This window comes from Deinococcus sp. KSM4-11, from assembly GCF_004801415.1.
Taxonomy (GTDB): Bacteria; Deinococcota; Deinococci; order Deinococcales; family Deinococcaceae; genus Deinococcus.
Window position 1 is genome coordinate 292,179 of record NZ_SSNX01000001.1, and the last position, 18,593, is coordinate 310,771.

The window sequence follows — 18,593 nt, forward strand, 5'->3', positions numbered from 1 at the left end:
GCCTGATCCGCCGAACCGGGGCCTGCAGCGTTCGCTGCCCGCGCCCCGGTTCGCGCGTGCCGCCTGACCCGCCCGCCTTTTCCCTGGAGCGTCCGCATGCAGAGTGTTCGGTCTACCCCCCGCCTTCCTCTCCTGACCCGGCTCGGCCTCGATGGCCGGCTGGTGTTCATGGTGCTGGCCATCGCCGTCATCTGGCTCACCTTCCACCTGTTCACCGACGGCATCTTCATCAGCGCCCGCAACCTCTGGAACCTCTCGGTGCAGACCGCCTCGGTGGGCGTCATGGTGAGCGGAATGGTGCTGGTCATCGTGATGCGCAACATCGACCTGTCCATCGGCTCGATCCTGGGCTTCACCGGCATGTTCATGGCCGTCGTGAATACCCGCCTCATCACGGCCGATACGTGGTGGGGCACGCTGCTCACGCTGCTGCTGGGCCTGCTGCTCGGCGCGGTGGTAGGGGCGCTGCAGGGCACCTGGGTCGCGCGGCTGGGCGTGCCCTCCTTCATCGTCACGCTGGGCGGCCTGCTGATCTTCCGGGGCGGCGCGTGGCTGCTCACGAGCGGCCAGACCGTCGCGCCGCTCACCGAGTCGTACCAGGTGCTGGGCGGCGGGCTGAACGGCGCCATCGGCGGGCCGGCGAGCTGGGGCGTGGGCCTGCTGCTGATGGCCGCCATCGTGGCGTCGGATCTGTACACGCGTCGGCAGCGCGAGAACCGCGGGCTCCCCAACCGCAGCCTGCCGCTGCAACTGCTGTTCACGGGCGGCAGCCTGCTCGTGGTGCTGGGCTTCGTGCTGGTCATGAACGGCTACCCGGATCCCCGCTCTGGCGCGCCGCGCGGGATGCCCGTGCCGGTGCTGATCATGCTGGTGGTCACGGCCATCATGATGTGGGTCGTGCGCTCCACGCGTTTCGGCCGCTACGTGTACGCCTACGGTGGCAATCCGGAGGCCGCGCGGCTCGCGGGGATCAACACCGAACGGCTGACCATCACGGTCTTCGCGCTGATGGGCACGCTGGCTGCGCTGGCCGGCGCGATCCAGACGGCCCGCCTGAACGCCGGGACGAACTCCACCGGCACGCTGGCCGAACTGAGCGTGATCGCGGCGGCCGTGATCGGCGGCACCTCGCTCTCGGGCGGCACAGGCAGCATTCCCGGCGCGTTCCTGGGCGCGCTGCTGATGGCCAGCCTGATCAACGGCATGCTGCTCCTCGACCTGTCGAGTGCGTGGCAGAACGTGGTGCAGGGACTGGTACTGATGGTCGCCGTGACCATCGACGTGATCGCGCAGAAGAGGAGGACGCGGTGAGCGCCCAGACTGTCCCGGTTCCCCTGATCGAGACGCGCGGCCTCTCGAAAGCCTTCGGCGGCGTGCATGCCCTGGAGGACGTGGATGTGCAGCTCTACGCCGGCGAGGTGCTGGGCCTGCTCGGGCACAACGGGGCGGGCAAGTCCACCCTGATCAAGATGCTCTCCGGCGCGTACACGCCAGACAGCGGGCAGGTGCTCATGAACGGTGAGGAGGTGCGCCTGAGTTCCCCGCGCGCCGCGCAGAACCTCGGCATCGAGACCATCTACCAGAACCTCGCGCTGGCCGACAACCTGGACGTGGCCGCCAACATCTTCCTGGGCCGGGAGCTGATGCGGGGCTCCGTGCTCGACGAGGACACCATGGAGCTGGAAGCGCGCCGGGTGCTCGACCGCCTGAAGGTGAACCTGCCGGATCTCAAAAAGCCCGTGTTCAACCTGTCCGGGGGGCAGCGGCAGTGCATCGCCATCAGCCGCGCCATCTACTTCAAGGCGAAGGTGCTGATCATGGACGAACCGACTGCCGCGCTCGGCCCGCAGGAGACGGCGCAGGTGAACGAACTGATCGGGTCACTCCGGCAGGAGGGCGTGGGGATCTTCTTGATCAGCCACGACCTGCACGACGTGTTCGACCTCGCTGACCGCGTGACGGTCATGAAGAACGGCCGCGTGGTCGGCAGCTCGCCCACCGACCAGATCACGCAGGACGAGGTGCTGGAGATGATCATCGCCGGGAAAGTGCCTATGCGGCGCTGACCTCGGGACGCCTGACCGGAACGCGCCGCCGATGGCCTTCGCATCGGCGGCGCGTTTCTGCTGCTTCTCAGGCTCCCGGCAAGCGCAGGATGCCCTCCAGGGCCACGTACGCGTCTGGGCGCGCCAGGAACACCAGCTCGTCTTCGTCGGTCAGGCGCAGTTCCGGACGGGGAAGGCGCACGGTGCCGTCCCGGACGATACCGATCACCTCGACGCCCGGCGGGAGGCTCAGCAGGTGCAGCCGCGCGCCGCGCCACGAGGGCGGCACGCCCCGGCGGTACAGTTCCCGGTCGGAGGTGGCCTCCGGCTCGCTGTCGGTGGGCGCGTCGAAGGGCGTGGCGGGCGTGTCCGGAGCGCGGCGCGGAATGAAGCGCACGGTGTCGGGCAGCAGGGCCGGGCCACCCGCGTGCACGCCGCTGTCGCGCCGGGACGTGATCTGTGTGGGCAGCAGGCCGGACACGCCGCTCAGGCCGTGGGCGAGCCCGCTGGCGAGCAGGGCGACCGGCAGCAGCGCCTCGCCGCCCCACGCGACGCCCAGCAGCGCGGCGGCCAGCGGGACGTTCAGGGTGACGGTCAGGAACGCCACCGCCCCGACCAGGGTGGACGTGGCCGTGTCGATGCCGAGCACGCTGCCCAGTCCCGCGCCGAGCAGCCCGCCCACGCCGACCGACGGCAGGATGCCGCCCCCGAAGGCGACGGCGGTGCCCAGGGCCAGCAGCGCCCAGCGCCACGCGCCCTGTTGCAGTCCCTCCGGCCCCGTGAAGCCAGAGACGGCCAGCTGGACGAAGCCGCTGCCGTCCCCAAGCACGCTGGGCGTGACGTACCACGCGACGGCGGCTGTGATCAGGCCGAACGCCGCGCCCAGCAGCGGCCGCCACCAGCCGCCCGTCAGGCGCGTGGGCCACAGCCGCCCGGCGAGCAGGAGCAGCCAGCCGGCCAGCGTGACCAGCGCCGCGACCAGCACGAAGGCCGGCACCTGCGCCGCCGCCGGCACCTGCACGCCCTGCAGGCTCAGCAGCGGCGCGAAGCCGTACGCGAGGCCGTACACGGCGCTGCCGGCCACGGCGGCCAGCACGCAGGGCATCAGAACCTCGAACTCGAACTCGAAGCGTCGGTAGAGCACCTCGACCACGAACACGGCGGCGGCCAGCGGAGCGTGCAGCACCGCGCCCAGGGCCGCCGCCGCGCCAGCCAGCGTCAGGGCGCGCAACTCCACCGCGTCCAGGCGGGTCACGCGCTGCATGAGGCGGGTGCCGAGTTGCCCGGTCATGGTGAAGGCCGAGTCCCGCCCGACCAGCAGGCCCGAGCCGTAGCCCAGGATGGTGCCGACCAGAGTCCGCAGCTGGGTGGTGATGCCCGGCCACTGCCCGCGCGCGTGGTAGCCGCCGACCAGCTGCGTGAGCGGGCCGCCGGGCATCGCGGGAATCAACCACGCGTAGGCTGCGCCGACGACTGGTAGGGCCAGCAGGCCCCAGGGCAGGGCGGTGCCGAAGGCGATCAGCAGGCCGCCCTCGCCGGGGGTGCCCGGAGGCGAGTACCCGGTCAGGGCCGCGCCCAGGCCCATGACGCTGTCCAGCAGGGCGCGCAGCAGGATGCTCAGCCCCCCGACCAGGCCGCCGAGCAGCACGCTCAGCACGACCAGCCGCCCTGTCTCCAGGCGGGTCATGACGGCGCGGGGCAGAGGAGAACGCATCCCGGCATGCTAGAGCAAAGTGAGCGTCGGCCCGCGTGCCACGCGCATGAAGACCTCCTAAAGCCCCGTGACGTCCAAACACCGGATCAGGGGCGCGTAAGATACAACTCGCTTCGCCGGGACGCGGGTCGCCGTGGCACGCGGTTTCCGGCGTGAAAGGAGCATGCTCATGGCTTACGAACTGCCCAAACTGCCCTACGCCTACGACGCCCTGGAACCCCACATCGACGCGCGCACCATGGAGATTCACCACACCAAGCACCACCAGACCTACGTGGACAACGCCAACAAGGCCCTGGAAGGCACGGACATGGCCGACATGCCGGCCGAGGAACTGATCACCAAGCTCGATCAGGTGCCGGCCGACAAGAAGAACGTGCTGCGCAACAATGCCGGTGGGCACGTCAACCACTCGATGTTCTGGCAGGTGCTCGGCCCCCAGGGCAGCGGCCAGCCCAGCGGTGACCTGCTCCAGGCCATCACGGACGCCTTCGGCAGCTTCGACGCCTTCAAGGAGAAGTTTGAGGACGCCGCCAAGACCCGCTTCGGCAGCGGCTGGGCGTGGCTGGTCGTGAAGGACGGCAAGCTGGCCGTGGTCAGCACCGCCAACCAGGACAACCCCACCATGGGCGAGGCCGTGGCCGGCGTGAGCGGCACCCCAATCCTGGGCGTGGACGTGTGGGAGCACGCGTACTATCTGAACTACCAGAACAAGCGCCCGGATTACCTCAAGGCCTTCTGGAACGTCGTGAACTGGGCAGAAGTCCAGAAGCGCTACGACGCCGCGAAGTAACCCTGGAGTGGGTGACCCCCGGTTGCGGCCGGGGGTTTGTCGTTGGCCGGGTCAATCCACGCGGGTGACGTGCGCGATCACCGGGCCGTCGGCCTTCAGGGTCACGCTGGGGCTCAGGCCCGTGGGGCCGCCGTCCGGCACGTCGAAGCTCAGGTCGCGCAGCAGCAGCGCCGACATCAGCGTGGCTTCCAGCAGCGCGAGATGGTTGCCGATACACATGCGGGCCCCCGCCCCGAAGGGCATGAAGGCGTCGGGCGTGCGGGTGCCGTTCAGCCAGCGTTCCGGGTCGAAGTTGTCCGGACGCCGCCAGGCCAGCGGACTGCGCTGCATCAGGAAGATGTTGACCGAGACGCTGGCGCCCGCAGGCAGGGAATAGCCGGCCACCGTGACCGGCTCCGTCGCCTGACGCGGCACGATCCACGCGGGCGGATACAGGCGCAGCGCTTCCTGAATGCAGGCGTTCAGATAGGGGAGGGCCGGGGCATCCGCCGCGTCCGGGTCGCGCCCGCCCAGCACGGCGCGCACCTCGGCCCGTGCCCGCTCCTGCACGTCCGGGTGGCGGGCGAACTCCAGCAGCAGAAAGGTCAGCAGGGTCGCGGTCGTCTCGTGGCCTGCCAGGAACAGGGTCATGACCTCGTCGCGGATCTCACGGTCGTTCAGGCCGCCCTGGCCGTCCTCGTCGCGGGCCGAGAGCAGCAGGCCCAGCAGGTCGTGTCCGGGCTCCGGGGCCGCGCGGCGCTGCGCGATGATGCGGGCCACGATCCGGTCGAGCGCTGCGCCGGATGCCTGGGCCCGGCGGTTCGCGGGCGTGGGCCACTCGGTCGGGACATCTATGAATGCCCTCACGCGCTGCGTGGTGCGGTCCAGCAGCGGGGGGAGTTCGCGTTCCACCACCGCGAGCTCGGCGTCGCTCAGACCCGTGCCGAACAGGACGGCCGCGATGGCGCGCAGGGTCACACGCAGCATCTCGCCCCCGACCTCAACCGGCTGACCGCGGTCGGCGGACTGGTGCAGGCGCCCGATCGTGGGCTGTGTGGCCTCCACGATGGAGCTTGCCATGCCACTCAGGGCAGAGCGGTGAAACGCGGGCTGCATCAGGCGGCGGTGCGTGCGCCACTCCTGCCCCTCGGCGGTCAACAGGCCGGAGCCCAGGAAGTCCTGCATCTTCTGGATGCCACGGCCCTTGCGGAACGAGCTGGCCTTTTCGACGAGTACCTCGCGGGCGGCGGCCGGGTCGCAGACCATCAGCACGTCGCGTGGCCCGATCCGCAGGGTCAGCACGTCGCCGTACGCGGTGCGCAGGTGCCGCATGTAGCCCAGGGGATCGGCGCGCAGGGCGCTCGCCTGCCCCAGCGGCGAGCGGGTGCGCGGGCCGGGAGGCCGGGCAGGCGGAGTGGGACGCATGATCAGCATGGTGCACTCTGGTAACCCTCAGCACAACCTAACGACCGTTTGTTAGACTCCTGGGAACAATGACCCAGCCCGACTCCAGCACCGCCCCGGTGCCCGTCTCTCCATCCGCCTGGTCGGCCGCCCTGGCCCGCCTCGCCGCCGACCGGGCTGCCGTCCATGCTGGCGGCGGATCCAGAGCGCAGCAGCGCCAGCACGACAAGAACCGCCTGACCGCCCGCGAACGCATCCGGCAGCTCATCGACGACGGCACGCCCTTCGACGAACTGATGACCTTCGCCGGCTGGGAGATGTACCAGGACGTCGGCGGGTGCCCGTCGGGCGGCACCATCACCGGCATCGGCCAGATCGGAGGTCGCCCGTGGATGGTGATCGCCAACGACGCCACCGTGAAGGCCGGGGCGTTCTTCCCGATCACCGCCAAGAAGGTGATCCGGGCGCAGACCATCGCCCTGGAGAATCACCTGCCGGTGGTGTACCTCGTTGACAGCGCGGGCGTGTACCTGCCCATGCAGGACGAGATTTTCCCCGACCAAGACGACTTCGGCCGCGTCTTTTACCTCAACGCCCGCATGAGCGCCAGAGGGATTCCCCAGATCGCCGCGATCATGGGTAACTGCGTCGCAGGCGGCGCGTATCTGCCCGTCATGTGCGACACGCTGATCATGACCGAGGGCTCGGGTCTGTACCTCGCCGGCCCCGCCCTGGTGAGGGCCGCCATCGGACAGGTCGTGGACTCGGAAGACCTGGGGGGAGCGGGGATGCACGCCAGCATCGCCGGCACCGTCGACTACCGGGAACCGGACGACGAGCACGCCCTGCGCCGTCTTCGCGCGCTGGCTGACCTGTACGCGCAGGGCGACCTCGCGCCCTTCGCGCGCCGCCGCAAAGCCGCCGAGTCCGCCCCGGAACGCGACCTGACCGATCTCGTGGGCTTCTACGGCAGCCAGACCTACGACGCGCGCGACCTCATCACCGCGCTGGTCGACGGTGGAGAATTCCACGAGTTCAAACCCGAGTACGGCGAGACCATCGTCTGTGGCTTTGCCCGCGTGGGCGGCTATCCGGTGGCCTTCGTCGCCAACCAGCGCACCGTCATCCGCAAGAAACTCAAGGCGGGCGGCGAACCCGGCCTGCGCACCCGCATCGAGGTCGGCGGCGTCATCTACGGCGACAGCGCCGACAAGGCCGCCCGATTCATCATGGACGCCAACCAGGCGGGCGTGCCGCTGGTGTTCCTGAGCGACGTGACCGGCTTTATGGTCGGCCGCGACAGCGAACAGGAGGGCATCATCCGGCGCGGCGCGAAACTCGTGAATGCTGTGTCCAACAGCGTCGTGCCCAAGATCACGATCATCACCGGCGGCAGTTTCGGGGCCGGGAATTACGCCATGAACGGCAAGGCCTACGCCCCACGCTTCCTGTTCGCGTGGCCCAGCGCCAAGTACGCCGTCATGAGCGGCAACGCCGCCGCCAAGACCCTGCTCGACATCCAGCTCGCCGCCCTGAAACGCAGCGGAACCGAGCCCGACGACGAGGATCTCCTGCGCCTCTACGACGAGGTGAAGGCCAAGTACGACACCGAACTCGACCCCCGCTACGCGGCCGCCCGCCTGTGGGTGGACGAGATCATCGAACCGAACGACACCCGCGCGCGCCTGATCCGTGCCCTCGACGCCTGCGCCCAGAACCCGACCCAGGAGGAGTTCCGGGTCGGCGTCTTTCAGGTGTGAGGCCGTCCAGGCACCCGACCGTCTGACCTACCGCACCCCCGTTCGCCCTCCCGTCGGCCCGTTCGACGAATTGACATTTCCCAGGAGTTTCCATGACCAGCACCCTGAACCGCCCCGACGCCAGCAATCCCAATACGCAGCCCATGAACGACGACCAGCGCACGATCATCAGCGCCCTGAAGAGCTTCCTGAAGAACAAGGTGGAGCCCGGCGCCGCCGAACGTGACCAGACCAGCGAATTTCCCATGCAGATCGTCCGGGAACTGGGCGAGATGGGCATCATGGGCGCGCAGACGCCCGAGGAATACGGCGGCTCGGGCCTGGACACCGCGACCTTCGCCCTGATCATCGAGGAGGTGGCAGCGGTGGACGGCAGCCTGTGCCTGACGGTCGCCAGCCACAACAGCCTGTGCCAGGGCCACATCCTGATCGGCGGCACCGAGGAGCAGAAGCGGAAGTTCCTGCCGGATCTCGCCAGCGCGAAGAAACTCGGTGCGTGGGGCCTCACGGAACCCGGCAGCGGCAGCGACAGCGGCGGCATGCAGTCCCGCGCCGCCCAGCAGGCGGACGGCAGCTGGGTGCTGAACGGCAGCAAGAACTTCATCACCCAGGGCAGCGTGGGCGGCACCTACGTCGTCCTGGCCCGCACCGACCCCGCCCGCGACGGAAAGGGCAAGAACGACGGCATCAGCGCCTTCGTGTTCAACCGCGACGAGGTGCAGGGCTTCTCGATTGGCCGCAAGGAAGACAAGCTCGGCCTGCGCAGCAGCGACACCGCGCAACTGATCTTCGAGGACATCCACCTGCCCGCTGATGCCCTGCTCGGCGAGCGTGGCAACGCCTTCAAGGACGTCATGAAGGTGCTCGACGGTGGCCGCGTCGGCATCGCCGCCATGGGCCTCGGCCTGGGCCGCGCCGCCTTCGAGTACGCCACCCGCTACACCCTGGAACGCCAGCAGTTCGGCAAGCCCATCGCCCACAACCAAGACATCAGCTTCCGCCTCGCGGACATGGACATGAAGCTGGAAGCTGCGCGGCTGCTGATCCGCAAGGCCGCCGACCTCAAGGACGCCGGCATGCCCTTCACCGTGCCCGTCGCCCGCGCCAAGCTGTACGCCACCACGGTGGGCGTCGAAGCCTGCGACGAGGCCATCCAGATGCTCGGTGGCTACGGCTACATCAAGGAATACCCCGTGGAACGCTACTGGCGCGACAACCGCCTGACACGGATCGGCGAGGGCACCGACGAGGTGCAGCGCCTCGTGATCAGCCGGGATGTGCTCAGGCGCTTCGCGGACTGAGCGAGGGTAGTCCTAACTTCCTGGGCTGTTCCGACCTGCTGCGGAGGTCATCCACGCCTTCATGCGCGGGTGACCTCCGCAGCGGAGACTGAGGTGTGAGTCTCAAGTTCGTGGTGTTGGCGCTGATGCTTCTGGGAAGCGGCCTCGCCCGTGCGGCGTCGGCCCCGGTCATCGATGACCGCTATCTCATCCACTTCAGCGCGGAGCGGACGCGCCTGACCCTGGCGTATATCCGGCAGCACTATGACCCGCAGGCCACGTCGATCCGCATCAAGCCCGTCATGGTCGTGATTCACTGGACGGCCTCGCCTACGCTGGCGGCGGCGCTCGCGGAACTCACGCCCGACACGCTCATGGGCCGGGCGGACATCCGCAGCGGTGGGGCGCTGAACGTGGGCGCGCACTACCTGGTGGATCGGGACGGCACCATCTACCGCCTGATTGATGACACGCTGCTGGCGCGGCATGTGATCGGTCTGAACCGCTCCGCCATCGGCATTGAAAACGTGGGTTCGAACAACCTGACCGCCGCGCAACTCCGGGCGGATGCGCGGCTGGTCGCGTCTCTGAACGGCGAGTACGCCCTAGAGTATCTGATCGGGCATTTCGAGTACGGCCGCTTCAAAGGATCGGCCCTGTGGGAGGAAAAGCAGGCGGGGTACTTCACGCGCAAGACCGATCCGGGGGCGGCGTTCATGGCGGCCCTGCGGGCGAACCTCGCCGGGCAGGGGGTCATGCTGAAATCAACCCCGTGAGCGCTGGGGTATCGTTGCCGCAGGATGGGAAGCCGCCTGGACGCCCTGGTGCTGGACGTATGCGGATCGGACGATCACCCGCTCGCGGTTCGCCTGCGCGCGTGGCTGGCGGGGTCGCGGGCGTTTGGGCCGTTCGTGGAGGCGAACCTGAGCAAGGTGCGCCGCAAAGTCCGGCAGGCCAGTGGAATGGAGGAGCTGGCCGATGTGGCCGCCGAACTCGCCGTGGCCGCGTGGCTGCTGCGCGAACGGCGCTGGACGCTGGAGTACGAACCGCTCGCGGCGACAGGCGGGCGCGGGCCGGATTTCCGGGTGGCCGCGCCGGACGGCACGGGGGCGTTCTACGTGGAGGTCGCCCGCCTGCGCCCGGCCAGAGAGGGTATTGGAAGTCCATTGCCGGTGCGGCTGGCGCGGGTGCTGGCCGACAAGGTGGGCCAGCTGCCCGCCGGAGCAGTTAACGTTCTGGCGGTCGCCCTACCGGCTGGTGAGGCGGGTCGGGATCTGTTGACGGGCGCGCTGCACCTGCTCGACGAGGCGGCGGCGGGATTGCAGCCAGGCCTCGATGGGCGGGCCTTCGCGCGGGGGCGCTTCCGTCTGGGTGCTGTGCTCCTGGCGCACCTGGAGGGCGAGCCGCAGACGGAACTCGCTGCGCTGCCCGGGGCGCGGCATCCAATCCCTACAGAACTCGCACGACGGGTTCGGGCCCTGCCCTGAATTAATCCAGTGCCCGCCGCAAAAAGTCCCGCACGACGCTCAGGAACTCGTCTGGCTGCTCCACGAAGGGCATATGACCGCTGTGTTCGAACACGTGGACTTCGCCGGCGGGTGCGCGGCCGGCCACGAGTTCGCTCGCTTCGGGTGGGCACGTGCGGTCGTGCCGTCCGGCGAGCGCCAGCAGCGGCTGGGTGACCGCGCCCAGGCGATCCTCGACCTCGATCCCGCCGTATCCGGCCACGCTGAACTGGCGCAGCACGTCCGGAGCGTAACGCGGGTGCATGGCCTCCACGTGGGCCTCGTACTCCGCAATCCGGGGGTCGAGGGGATCACCGAAGTGCCAGGGCATCTGTTCGTGCATCAGGCGGGCGAAGTCCGCTTCCGTACGGACATTCGCCTCATCGGCCCAGGAGGCGCGCACCTGTTCGCGCAGCGCCAGCGGCTCGAAGGTCTCCAGTTTCGTGGGAATGCTCTCCAGCCAGCGGGCCGAGCCCACACCGCAGCACGCGATCGTGGCTGCCGCCGCGCCGGGGAAATCGGCGGCGTGTTGCAGGGCGACGAAGGCCCCGTACGAATGGCCGAGCAACGCGTACCTCCCGGCGTTCAGGGCCCGGGCCACGCTGGACACATCCGCCGCCATCTGAGCGAGCGTCCACGTGGCCTGCGGCACGTCCCGGTCGCTCTGTCCCTGGGCGCGCTGGTCGAGGATCACGAGTTGCACCGTGTCCGCCAAGCCATCCAGGTACGTGCCGAACTCCGTGTGATCCAGGCCAGGGCCACCGTGCAGCACGATCAGCGGCGGCCGGGAGGCGTCGCCCACGATGCGGGCGTACAGGCGGGTGTCGGGAAGATCCAGCAGCCGGAATTCGGTGGAGGGCATGGGCGCAGGCTACTGCCCCTTGCGGTCAGCGGTACGCCCCGATCCGCTCCACCAGCAGCGCGAAGAAGCCGTCGGCATCCACCTGGGTCATCACGTCGGCGTTCGGGGCGTGTCCGGTCACGTTCCACACGTCTGCCACGGTGCGGCCCGCGCTGGGGCCGTCCGTCAGGTCGATCTCGACGTGCATGGGCCGGGTCTCGAACAGCTCGGGGCGCAGCAGCCACGCCACGGTCAGCGGATCGTGTAGCGCGCCGCCGTCCCAGCCGTAGCGTTCCAGGTGGTGATCGGCGAAGAAGGCCAGCAGGTCTGCCACGAAGGCGCCGACCGGCGTGCCCAGATCGCGGAACGCCTGGACGCGTGCCGGGTTCGCGATGGCCTGATGGCTGGCGTTCAGGCCGATCATGGTGAGGGGCACGCCGCTGGTAAAGACGATGTGCGCCGCGTGCGGGTCGGCCAGGGCGTTGAACTCGGCGGCGGGCGTCCAGTTGCCCGTGTCGGTGCTCCCGCCCATCCACACGATCCGCGCGATCTTCCCGGCGATGTCCGGCGCGAGCCGCAGGGCCAGCGCGATGTTCGTCAGGGGGCCGGTGGGCACCAGCGTGACTGGCTGCGGGTGCGTTCGGACGGTGCGGATGATGAACTCCACGGCGTGTCCATCCTCGGTGCCCCTGGTGGGCGCGGGCAGATGTGGGCCGTCCATACCGCTCGCGCCGTGCACCGCCTCGGCGCTGATGCGGGCCTGCACGAGGGGCCGGTCAGCCCCGGCGTACACGGGCACGTCCTTGCGGCTCAGTTCCCGCGTGATCAGCGCGTTCTGGGTGGTGCGATCCAGGCCCACGTTCCCGAACACGCTGGTGATGCCCAGCACCTGCAGTTCGGGGCTGGCCAGCGCCAGCAGGAAGTTCACGACATCGTCATGGCCGGGATCGCCGTCCAGAATGACCGGCAGCGGGGCGTCTGGATGGGGCATGGCGGTCATTGTGGCAGGCACGGGCCGATTGATGAACCCAGCGTAAGATTGGTGCCATCTCTGTCAGGATTCCAGGCGTACACTTTTGCTATGAAGGGCCTGCGCGAATTCATTGACTGGCTCCGGGAGGCCCTCCAGGGAACTCCCGAACCGCGGCTGGTTCCCATCCCCGTGCGCGTGCGTGACCGGCGCTAACGGCTGCAACGACTAACTCCTTCTTGCCCACCCTGACCGGGTGGGTGTTTTCCGGCGCCGCACGGTGAGACGTGCCCCGGAACGCCGCGCGGGTGGCGCGCTATGCTCTGCGTCGTGCATGGCCGAGAGGGGATGAAGGAACTCAGACGCCTGACGGCGGATCGGCCGGAGGTCGAGCGAAGCGGCATCGAGCGTGCCTACGAATTCGCGAAGCACGCCCACCACGGCGTGAAACGCCGCAGCGGTGAGCCGTACATCACGCACCCGGTCGCGGTCGCGGTGGTGCTGGCCCAGCTCGGCATGGACACCGATTCGATCATGGCCGGACTGCTCCACGACACGGTCGAGGACGTCGAGGACGTCACCTTCGAGGGCATCGAGGAACATTTCGGGCCGGACGTGCGCCGCATCGTGGAGGGCGAGACGAAGGTCAGCAAGCTCTCCAAGCAGGGCTCGCAGGCGGCCGAGGTCAGCGACGCCGGACGCGACCTGCAGGCCGAGAACCTGCGCCAGATGCTGATCGCCATGACCGACGACATCCGCATCATCGTGGTGAAGCTCGCGGATCGGCTGCACAACATGCGGACGCTGGGCGCCATGAAACCCGAAAAGCAGGTGCGGATCGCGCGGGAGACGATGGAGGTCTTCGCGCCGCTCGCGCACCGCCTGGGGATCGGGCAGATCAAGTGGGAACTGGAAGACCTGAGTTTCCAGTACCTGTACCCGGACGAGTACGAGGAACTCCTCAAGCGGCTGCGCACCCGGCAGGACGAGCGGCAGACCCTGATCGAACAGGCGGTCGAGCAACTGAACGAAGCGCTGCTGGACGACCTGGAGCTGCCGGAGTGGGTGCTGGACATCGACATCGCAGGACGCAGCAAGCACCTGTGGAGCATCCACACGAAAATGCAGCGCGAGGGCAAGGGCCTGGAGCAGATCTTCGACCTGCTGGCCATCCGCGTGATCCTGACCCCCAAAGACCTGATCGTGCCGCCGGGCACCGACGAGAAACGCCGCGAGCGGGCCATCGAGACGCGCGAGAAGCGCATCTGCTACCACACGGTCAGCATCGTGCACTCGGCCTGGACGCCGCTTCCAGGCCGCTTCAAGGACTACATCGCCGTGCCCAAACCCAACGGCTACCAGTCGCTACACACCACCGTGATCTCGCAGAGCGGGCAGCCGATCGAGGTGCAGATCCGCTCGCGGCGTATGCACGAGGTCGCCGAGTACGGCATCGCCGCGCACTGGATGTACAAGCAGGGCTCGCAACTGGCTCAGAAGGACCGTGAGAACTGGATCGCGCAGCTCCGGGAACTCCAGAACGAGATCAACGACGCCTCGGACTACATGGACGCCGTGAAGTCCGATATCCTCTCGCAGCGCGTGCGGGTCTTCACGCCCAAGGGCATGGCCATCAGCCTGCCGCTGGGCAGCACGCCGGTCGATTTCGCGTACCACATCCATTCGCGTATCGGCGAGACGACCATCGGGGCGCGCGTGAACGGCAGCATCGTGCCACTGTCGTACCGGCTGGGCAACGGCGACATGGTCGAGATCGTGACCAGCAAGAACGGGCACCCCAGCAAGGACTGGCTGAACTTCACGGTCACCCGCAGCGCCCGCACGAAGATCCGGCATCACTTCCGCACGCAGGAACGCGCCGAGGCGCTCAAGAAGGGCCACGACCTGCTGGAACGGCACCTGCGCAAGCGTCAGCTGCCGGTGCGGCAGCTCATGCGCACCAAGCTGCTGGAGGAAGCGGCCCAGAAACTCCTGGGCACCCGCAATCCCGACGACCTGTATTTCGCGCTGAGCGCCGGGAAGATCATGCCCGCCACGGTCGGCCGGGTGCTGTCGCCCAGTCTGGCCAGCGAGCAGGGCACCGCGCCGGCCAAACGCGCCGCGAAACCGCGCCCCACGCCCGATACCGGCGGCGTGTACGTCGAGGGCTTCACCACCACCACCAAACTCAGCAACTGCTGCTCGCCCATCCGTGGCGACCAGATCATGGGCTACCTGACGCGTGGCCGGGGCGTGAGCGTGCACCGCATCGATTGCCCGAACATGATCCGACTGCTCAAGGATGAACCGGAACGCTGCGTGGCCGCGTCCTGGGACGCCGAGACGCCCGGCAGCACCCTGGTCGACGTGGACGTGATCGGCCCGGACCGCTCCGGCCTGCTGGCCGACGTGCTGGGCGTGCTCAGCAGCCAGAAACGCAGTCCACTGAAGGTCGAGGCAAAGGTGGGCGTGGACCACGTGGCGCATATCCTGCTGCGCCTCGCCGTGACCGGCAACGCCGATCTCGCCACCGTCCGCACGGCCCTGCTGCGGGTGGAGGGCGTGACGGACATGGTGCGCCTGGGCCGAGATGGCCGTGCCCGCAGCGGGAGCAGCGCGTGATGCCATGTCTCTGACCCTGCTGCCGGATCTGGGCGACCTGCTCAGGGTGCACCCGCAGTACAACGCAGGCACCGTCGTCGAACTGCTGGCGTTCCTGGGTGCGCGCGAGGTGCTGTGGGCGACCTCCGACGATCCGGACCATCCCCTGCGCGACGCGCTGCCCGCGGCGGGCGTCAGTATTCGGGAGGGCTTCATGGTCGACTGGGCGTGGGCGGATGCGGAACACGCGCAGTTGCAGGCGTTCCTGAACCAGTACCCGCAGGGCCGCGAGCGGTGGCGGGATGCGGGCCGGGCGGAGCACGCGTTCGCCGAGCGGCTGACGGCGCCCATGACCGCCGCCACTCTTCTGGCCGCAGAGACGATGGCTGCCGCAAGGGAGTACCACGGGCAGATCCGCGCGGCGTTGGACGAAGGCCCGGGAACGCGCTGGCGCGAGCGCCGTCTGGCCACCCTGGCCGAGACCCTGGCCAGCGAGCAGGGCGTGGCGCTGCTTCCCCTGGACGACGTGCCCGGCCTGCTGCCGCTGCTGCCGGATGCCTCCCTGCCGGACGTCTCCGCGTTCATGCCCGGCGAGACCAGCCGCCTGCGGGCGCTCGCAGACCGCGCGTGGAGGCTCGCCGAGGACGATGATCTGAACGCCCTGCTGGCCGCCCTGGCCCGCGAGAGCGGCGACCGGATCACCCCACGTGCGGAACTGGACGCCGCCTCCGCCAGTATCTACCTCGCGGTGGGGGATCTCCAGACGTCACGTGACCTGCTGGAACGCGCCGCGCACGGCCTCACGGACGACCAGCCGCGCAGCCTGAGCGGCCTGACCCTGGCCCGGCTGGGGCAGGTGCGTGACGCCCTGGGCGACCGCGAACTGGCCGTCCGCACCTACCGGGCGGTGCTGGCCCTGGGTTACGCGCCGCAGGTGGCGCTGGAGACCGCGCATGCGGGCCTGAACGAAGCGTTCGCGCTGAACCTGGACGGGTAGGTCACCGCACCCGCTCGACCCAGTCTGCCCTGACGTCCAGCGTCTCGGCGTGCAGCAGGTGCGGCTCACCCGCCAGGGTCACGTTCAGCGGGTCGGTCAGGGTGTTCTCCCGGATGACGGCCTCCGCGCGGCGCAGCGGCCACGCCTGGTGGTGAATCCGCCCCCGGTAGACCCGCCCGGCCGGATCCGCCGAGTACAGGTACAGGCGGTTGGTCAGCCAGTCCTCCAGGCTGCCTGGAAGGGCGGTAATTGGCTCGCCCACCGGCCGGTATGCTCCGGCGAAGCGGCCGGGCGGCGCTCCCCGGTGCGTGCGGAGGCTGGCGTACCGGGTCACGCCCTGCTCGTGGGAGGCCCACATTCGCGCGTCGAAGTACGGCAGGTGGAACAGGGCGCGGGCCAGCCGCACGGCCAGCGGACTGGCAGCGTCCAGCGAGTAGAACCACACGCCCCCGATGCCTCCCGCCGTCACGTACGTCCGGAGGTTCAGTTCCGGGAAAGTGCTCACGCCCGGCACATCCGGCACGCCACGTGGCGATACGCCCGTCATGGTGAAGGGCACCACGCCCAGCCACGCCAGTCCGTTCCGCGTGTCGAGTTCCAGGCCCCTGGGCAGGGTGGGAGCCAGGTGCTCGGGCGGAACCGGCCAGTGCATGAAGCAAAGATCGTGCCACGTCATGCGCAGCACCCACGGTCGCCGGTCGCTCATGGCTCAAGGGTACGGGCAGCCCCGAAGGGCATACGGGCAGCGCGCCGACGGTATGACGTTCAGGTCAACCTTTCGTGAACGCGGTTGAGGTCGGGTCGTACACGATGAAACGAGGATTACCGCCCTGGGCGGCGCGCCACGCGAGGATGGCAGTGTGGGGGCCGCGGTTCACCGCACCTGGCTGAACGTCCGTGACGCCGTGAATGGTCGCGAGGGTCGGATGGTCGTGTCTGAGACCGAGCGCGGAGAGGACGCTGTCTTCCAGAACTACCAGGACGTCCTGAATGAGTCGGAAAGGCCCACCGACCTCCGGGCCTTCGTTCAGGCGCAGGATGCAATGTTCAAGGCCAGCCACGACCTCAATCACGAGATGAACACCCACTGACCGAGTAACCTATCCGCTGAACCAAACGCACTGGCGGCCGGGAGGAGATGTTCCCGGCCGCCGCTTCTTCGCAGGCTATTCGCGCTTACGACGGCGCAGGCGTTCCAGGGCGGATTCCAGGCTCAGGCGCATGCGTTCCAGGGCCTGCGACAGGTCGCCAATCTCGTCGTTGCGTTCCAGCGACACCGAGCGCGACAGGTCGCCCATGCTGATCGCGTCGGCCGATTTCACGAGCTGCTCGATGGGCTGCACGATGGCCCGCGCCGCACGGTTTGCCAGGTAGGACGCGATCGCCAAGCTGAACAGGGAGGTCACGATCACCAGCAGGATGGTGTTGCGGAGGTTGGCGCTGAACACGTCGTTCTTCAGACCGACCGTGACCCGGTGGATCAGCTCGCCCTTCTCGGCGCCGACCGGCATGGCCGTGGGCTGCCCGATGGCATTCCCGACCACGGACAGGCGGGTCACGACGTACGTGCCTCCGCCCAGCCGCATGACCCCGCCGTTGGGGTGCCCGGTCGTCCAGGTGGCGACGCTCTTGTTCCATGTGTCGTTCACCTTGAGGTCCTTGGAGCGCAGGTAGGTCACGCCGCCGGGTTTCTCGATCCGAACGAAGGCCACGTTGGGGTCTTTCAGCACCGTGTCCAGCTGCATGTACGCGAGGCTCTCGCTGCCCGTGGTCAGCGTGGTGCCCAGGGTGGCCGCGAGAGTGCGGGCCTGATCCTGCACTACCTGACTCTGCAATCTGGGCAGCAGGGCGCTCAGGAGCAGCAGAGTCACGGCTGCGGCCAGCACGAGTGGCAGCAGCGTGGCCAGCAGCAGCCGCCGCGACAGCGGCACGCGGGCTCCCCGCGCGGCCGCCCGGTCGTCGGCAGCGACTGGCATCATGACAGGGACGACCTCCTCGGCCTTCACGTCGGGCACACTCGCGGGTTCGTGCATGGTCAGCGCCCCAGTGAAGTCCGACCACACGTCCACCTCGGGCGTGGGGGCCGCGACGCCGCCCAGCGCGCTCGGTGCCGGGGCGGTGAGGCGGCCGAAGGTGCCGGGTTCCAGCGTGAGCACCTCGGCCGTCGTGGCGTGCATGGCCCCGGCAGAGCCCGTTGGCGCCGGATGCACGTCCGCGAATGAGGGAAAGCCCAGATCCGCCGCCGAGTGCACGGGTTCGACCCCGAAGGCGGGTGTCGAGAGCAGCGGATTCAGGGGTTCGGCGGTGACCGGCGCGCTGGGCCACGCGGGCATTGACCCCCCGAAGGGCTCCGGGGCCAGGGGACGGCGGGTCGGGGCAAGCAGGGCGTCGTCCAGGGCCGGCGTCGCCACGTGGAACGGCGAGTGGTCCGGCACGCCCTGGAAGGATTCGTCGAGGACGCTCGTCTCGTCCCGCACGGACTCCAGGGTCACGTCGGCGCCGACCGCCTGGAACAGACCGAGCAGCAGTTCGGCGCGGGCGCGGCTGGTGGGTTTCATCAGGCGGCCGGTGCGCCGGGAAGCCAGACGACCGGCCTGCTCGGCGCTCAAGCCGAACCGCTGGGTGAGTTGGAGTTCCAGGGGTTCACGGGCCGAGTCGCCCACCGCCTGATTGATCAGAACTGTGTACTTCATGCCGCTCCCCC

At 69.1% G+C, this 18,593-nt stretch carries 16 protein-coding genes; 10 read left to right on the forward strand and 6 right to left on the reverse strand.

Features of this window, described 5'->3' with window-relative positions; translation table 11 throughout:
* Positions 1–96: 96 nt before the first annotated feature.
* Both E7T09_RS01460 and E7T09_RS01465 read left to right on the forward strand, forming a co-directional pair.
* The gene (locus tag E7T09_RS01460) at positions 97–1,311 is read left to right on the forward strand and encodes a sugar ABC transporter permease (protein ID WP_136387364.1); all 1,215 of its coding nucleotides are present in this window, start codon (positions 97–99) and stop codon (positions 1,309–1,311) included.
* Positions 1,308–2,066 (forward strand): ATP-binding cassette domain-containing protein, encoded by a 759-nt coding sequence (locus E7T09_RS01465; RefSeq protein WP_136387365.1) that lies wholly within the window; start codon positions 1,308–1,310, stop codon positions 2,064–2,066. Before E7T09_RS01460 ends, E7T09_RS01465 begins: the two co-directional genes overlap by 4 nt.
* A 67-nt stretch (positions 2,067–2,133) precedes the next feature.
* Here the strand turns inward: E7T09_RS01465 and E7T09_RS01470 are convergent, their stop codons facing one another.
* On the reverse strand, positions 2,134–3,759 hold the full coding sequence (locus tag E7T09_RS01470; RefSeq protein WP_136387366.1) for a chloride channel protein: 1,626 nt from the start codon (positions 3,757–3,759) through the stop codon (positions 2,134–2,136).
* A 169-nt stretch (positions 3,760–3,928) separates the two neighbouring features.
* On the opposite strand from E7T09_RS01470, the gene sodA reads away from it, so the two are divergent.
* Positions 3,929–4,552 (forward strand): superoxide dismutase [Mn], encoded by a 624-nt coding sequence (gene sodA / locus E7T09_RS01475; RefSeq protein WP_136387367.1) that lies wholly within the window; start codon positions 3,929–3,931, stop codon positions 4,550–4,552.
* A gap of 51 nt (positions 4,553–4,603) precedes the next feature.
* Here the strand turns inward: sodA and E7T09_RS01480 are convergent, their stop codons facing one another.
* Entirely contained in the window at positions 4,604–5,956 is a 1,353-nt protein-coding gene (locus E7T09_RS01480) for a cytochrome P450 (protein ID WP_136387368.1), read from the reverse strand.
* A gap of 68 nt (positions 5,957–6,024) precedes the next feature.
* Between E7T09_RS01480 and E7T09_RS01485 the strand changes: the two genes are divergently transcribed.
* From E7T09_RS01485 to E7T09_RS21780, 4 genes are all read left to right on the forward strand, one after another.
* Complete coding sequence (locus E7T09_RS01485; RefSeq protein ID WP_136387369.1) at positions 6,025–7,695, forward strand: acyl-CoA carboxylase subunit beta; 1,671 nt, start codon at positions 6,025–6,027, stop codon at positions 7,693–7,695.
* 92 nt (positions 7,696–7,787) lie between these two features.
* Positions 7,788–8,996: an acyl-CoA dehydrogenase family protein gene (locus tag E7T09_RS01490; protein WP_136387370.1), complete on the forward strand. Its 1,209-nt coding sequence runs from the start codon at positions 7,788–7,790 to the stop codon at positions 8,994–8,996.
* Between the two features lie 95 nt (positions 8,997–9,091).
* Positions 9,092–9,751 carry an N-acetylmuramoyl-L-alanine amidase gene (locus tag E7T09_RS01495; RefSeq protein WP_205746936.1) on the forward strand — a complete coding sequence of 220 codons (660 nt, stop codon included), beginning with the start codon at positions 9,092–9,094 and terminating at the stop codon, positions 9,749–9,751.
* Positions 9,752–9,775: 24 nt separating this feature from the next.
* Positions 9,776–10,462, forward strand: a complete 687-nt coding sequence (locus tag E7T09_RS21780) for a hypothetical protein (RefSeq protein WP_168734652.1) — start codon at positions 9,776–9,778, stop codon at positions 10,460–10,462.
* A 1-nt stretch (position 10,463) separates the two neighbouring features.
* Here the strand turns inward: E7T09_RS21780 and E7T09_RS01510 are convergent, their stop codons facing one another.
* Both E7T09_RS01510 and E7T09_RS01515 read right to left on the reverse strand, forming a co-directional pair.
* Positions 10,464–11,342 carry an alpha/beta fold hydrolase gene (locus tag E7T09_RS01510; protein ID WP_136387372.1) on the reverse strand — a complete coding sequence of 293 codons (879 nt, stop codon included), beginning with the start codon at positions 11,340–11,342 and terminating at the stop codon, positions 10,464–10,466.
* A gap of 25 nt (positions 11,343–11,367) precedes the next feature.
* Positions 11,368–12,312, reverse strand: coding sequence for a nucleoside hydrolase (locus tag E7T09_RS01515; protein WP_240741556.1), 945 nt, complete (start codon positions 12,310–12,312; stop codon positions 11,368–11,370).
* 327 nt (positions 12,313–12,639) lie between these two features.
* Here E7T09_RS01515 and E7T09_RS01520 point away from each other — a divergent pair, with 327 nt between their 5' ends.
* Entirely contained in the window at positions 12,640–14,913 is a 2,274-nt protein-coding gene (locus E7T09_RS01520; RefSeq protein WP_168734727.1) for a bifunctional (p)ppGpp synthetase/guanosine-3',5'-bis(diphosphate) 3'-pyrophosphohydrolase, read from the forward strand.
* Positions 14,914–14,917: 4 nt separating this feature from the next.
* On the forward strand, positions 14,918–15,889 hold the full coding sequence (locus tag E7T09_RS01525) for a tetratricopeptide repeat protein (RefSeq protein WP_136387374.1): 972 nt from the start codon (positions 14,918–14,920) through the stop codon (positions 15,887–15,889).
* A 1-nt stretch (position 15,890) separates the two neighbouring features.
* On the opposite strand, the gene E7T09_RS01530 is transcribed toward E7T09_RS01525, so the two are convergent.
* Complete coding sequence (locus E7T09_RS01530; protein ID WP_240741557.1) at positions 15,891–16,595, reverse strand: YqjF family protein; 705 nt, start codon at positions 16,593–16,595, stop codon at positions 15,891–15,893.
* A gap of 154 nt (positions 16,596–16,749) precedes the next feature.
* Between E7T09_RS01530 and E7T09_RS01535 the strand changes: the two genes are divergently transcribed.
* Positions 16,750–16,980, forward strand: a complete 231-nt coding sequence (locus E7T09_RS01535) for a PA2169 family four-helix-bundle protein (RefSeq protein ID WP_240741558.1) — start codon at positions 16,750–16,752, stop codon at positions 16,978–16,980.
* A 75-nt stretch (positions 16,981–17,055) separates the two neighbouring features.
* Here the strand turns inward: E7T09_RS01535 and E7T09_RS01540 are convergent, their stop codons facing one another.
* On the reverse strand, positions 17,056–18,582 hold the full coding sequence (locus E7T09_RS01540) for a HAMP domain-containing protein (protein ID WP_136387375.1): 1,527 nt from the start codon (positions 18,580–18,582) through the stop codon (positions 17,056–17,058).
* Positions 18,583–18,593 lie beyond the last annotated feature (11 nt).

Excerpts from the sequence above, each read along its gene's own strand:
- E7T09_RS01460 (WP_136387364.1), top strand. The coding sequence starts at position 97 with ATGCAGAGTGTTCGGTCTACCCCCCGCCTTCCTCTCCTGACCCGGCTC.
- E7T09_RS01530 (WP_240741557.1), bottom strand. The coding sequence starts at position 16,595 with ATGAGCGACCGGCGACCGTGGGTGCTGCGCATGACGTGGCACGATCTT.
- E7T09_RS01520 (WP_168734727.1), top strand. The coding sequence starts at position 12,640 with ATGAAGGAACTCAGACGCCTGACGGCGGATCGGCCGGAGGTCGAGCGA.
- E7T09_RS01480 (WP_136387368.1), bottom strand. The coding sequence starts at position 5,956 with ATGCGTCCCACTCCGCCTGCCCGGCCTCCCGGCCCGCGCACCCGCTCG.
- E7T09_RS01470 (WP_136387366.1), bottom strand. The coding sequence starts at position 3,759 with ATGCGTTCTCCTCTGCCCCGCGCCGTCATGACCCGCCTGGAGACAGGG.
- E7T09_RS01490 (WP_136387370.1), top strand. The coding sequence starts at position 7,788 with ATGACCAGCACCCTGAACCGCCCCGACGCCAGCAATCCCAATACGCAG.
- sodA (WP_136387367.1), top strand. The coding sequence starts at position 3,929 with ATGGCTTACGAACTGCCCAAACTGCCCTACGCCTACGACGCCCTGGAA.
- E7T09_RS21780 (WP_168734652.1), top strand. The coding sequence starts at position 9,776 with ATGGGAAGCCGCCTGGACGCCCTGGTGCTGGACGTATGCGGATCGGAC.
- E7T09_RS01515 (WP_240741556.1), bottom strand. The coding sequence starts at position 12,312 with ATGCCCCATCCAGACGCCCCGCTGCCGGTCATTCTGGACGGCGATCCC.
- E7T09_RS01510 (WP_136387372.1), bottom strand. The coding sequence starts at position 11,342 with ATGCCCTCCACCGAATTCCGGCTGCTGGATCTTCCCGACACCCGCCTG.
- E7T09_RS01540 (WP_136387375.1), bottom strand. The coding sequence starts at position 18,582 with ATGAAGTACACAGTTCTGATCAATCAGGCGGTGGGCGACTCGGCCCGT.
- E7T09_RS01525 (WP_136387374.1), top strand. The coding sequence starts at position 14,918 with ATGTCTCTGACCCTGCTGCCGGATCTGGGCGACCTGCTCAGGGTGCAC.
- E7T09_RS01485 (WP_136387369.1), top strand. The coding sequence starts at position 6,025 with ATGACCCAGCCCGACTCCAGCACCGCCCCGGTGCCCGTCTCTCCATCC.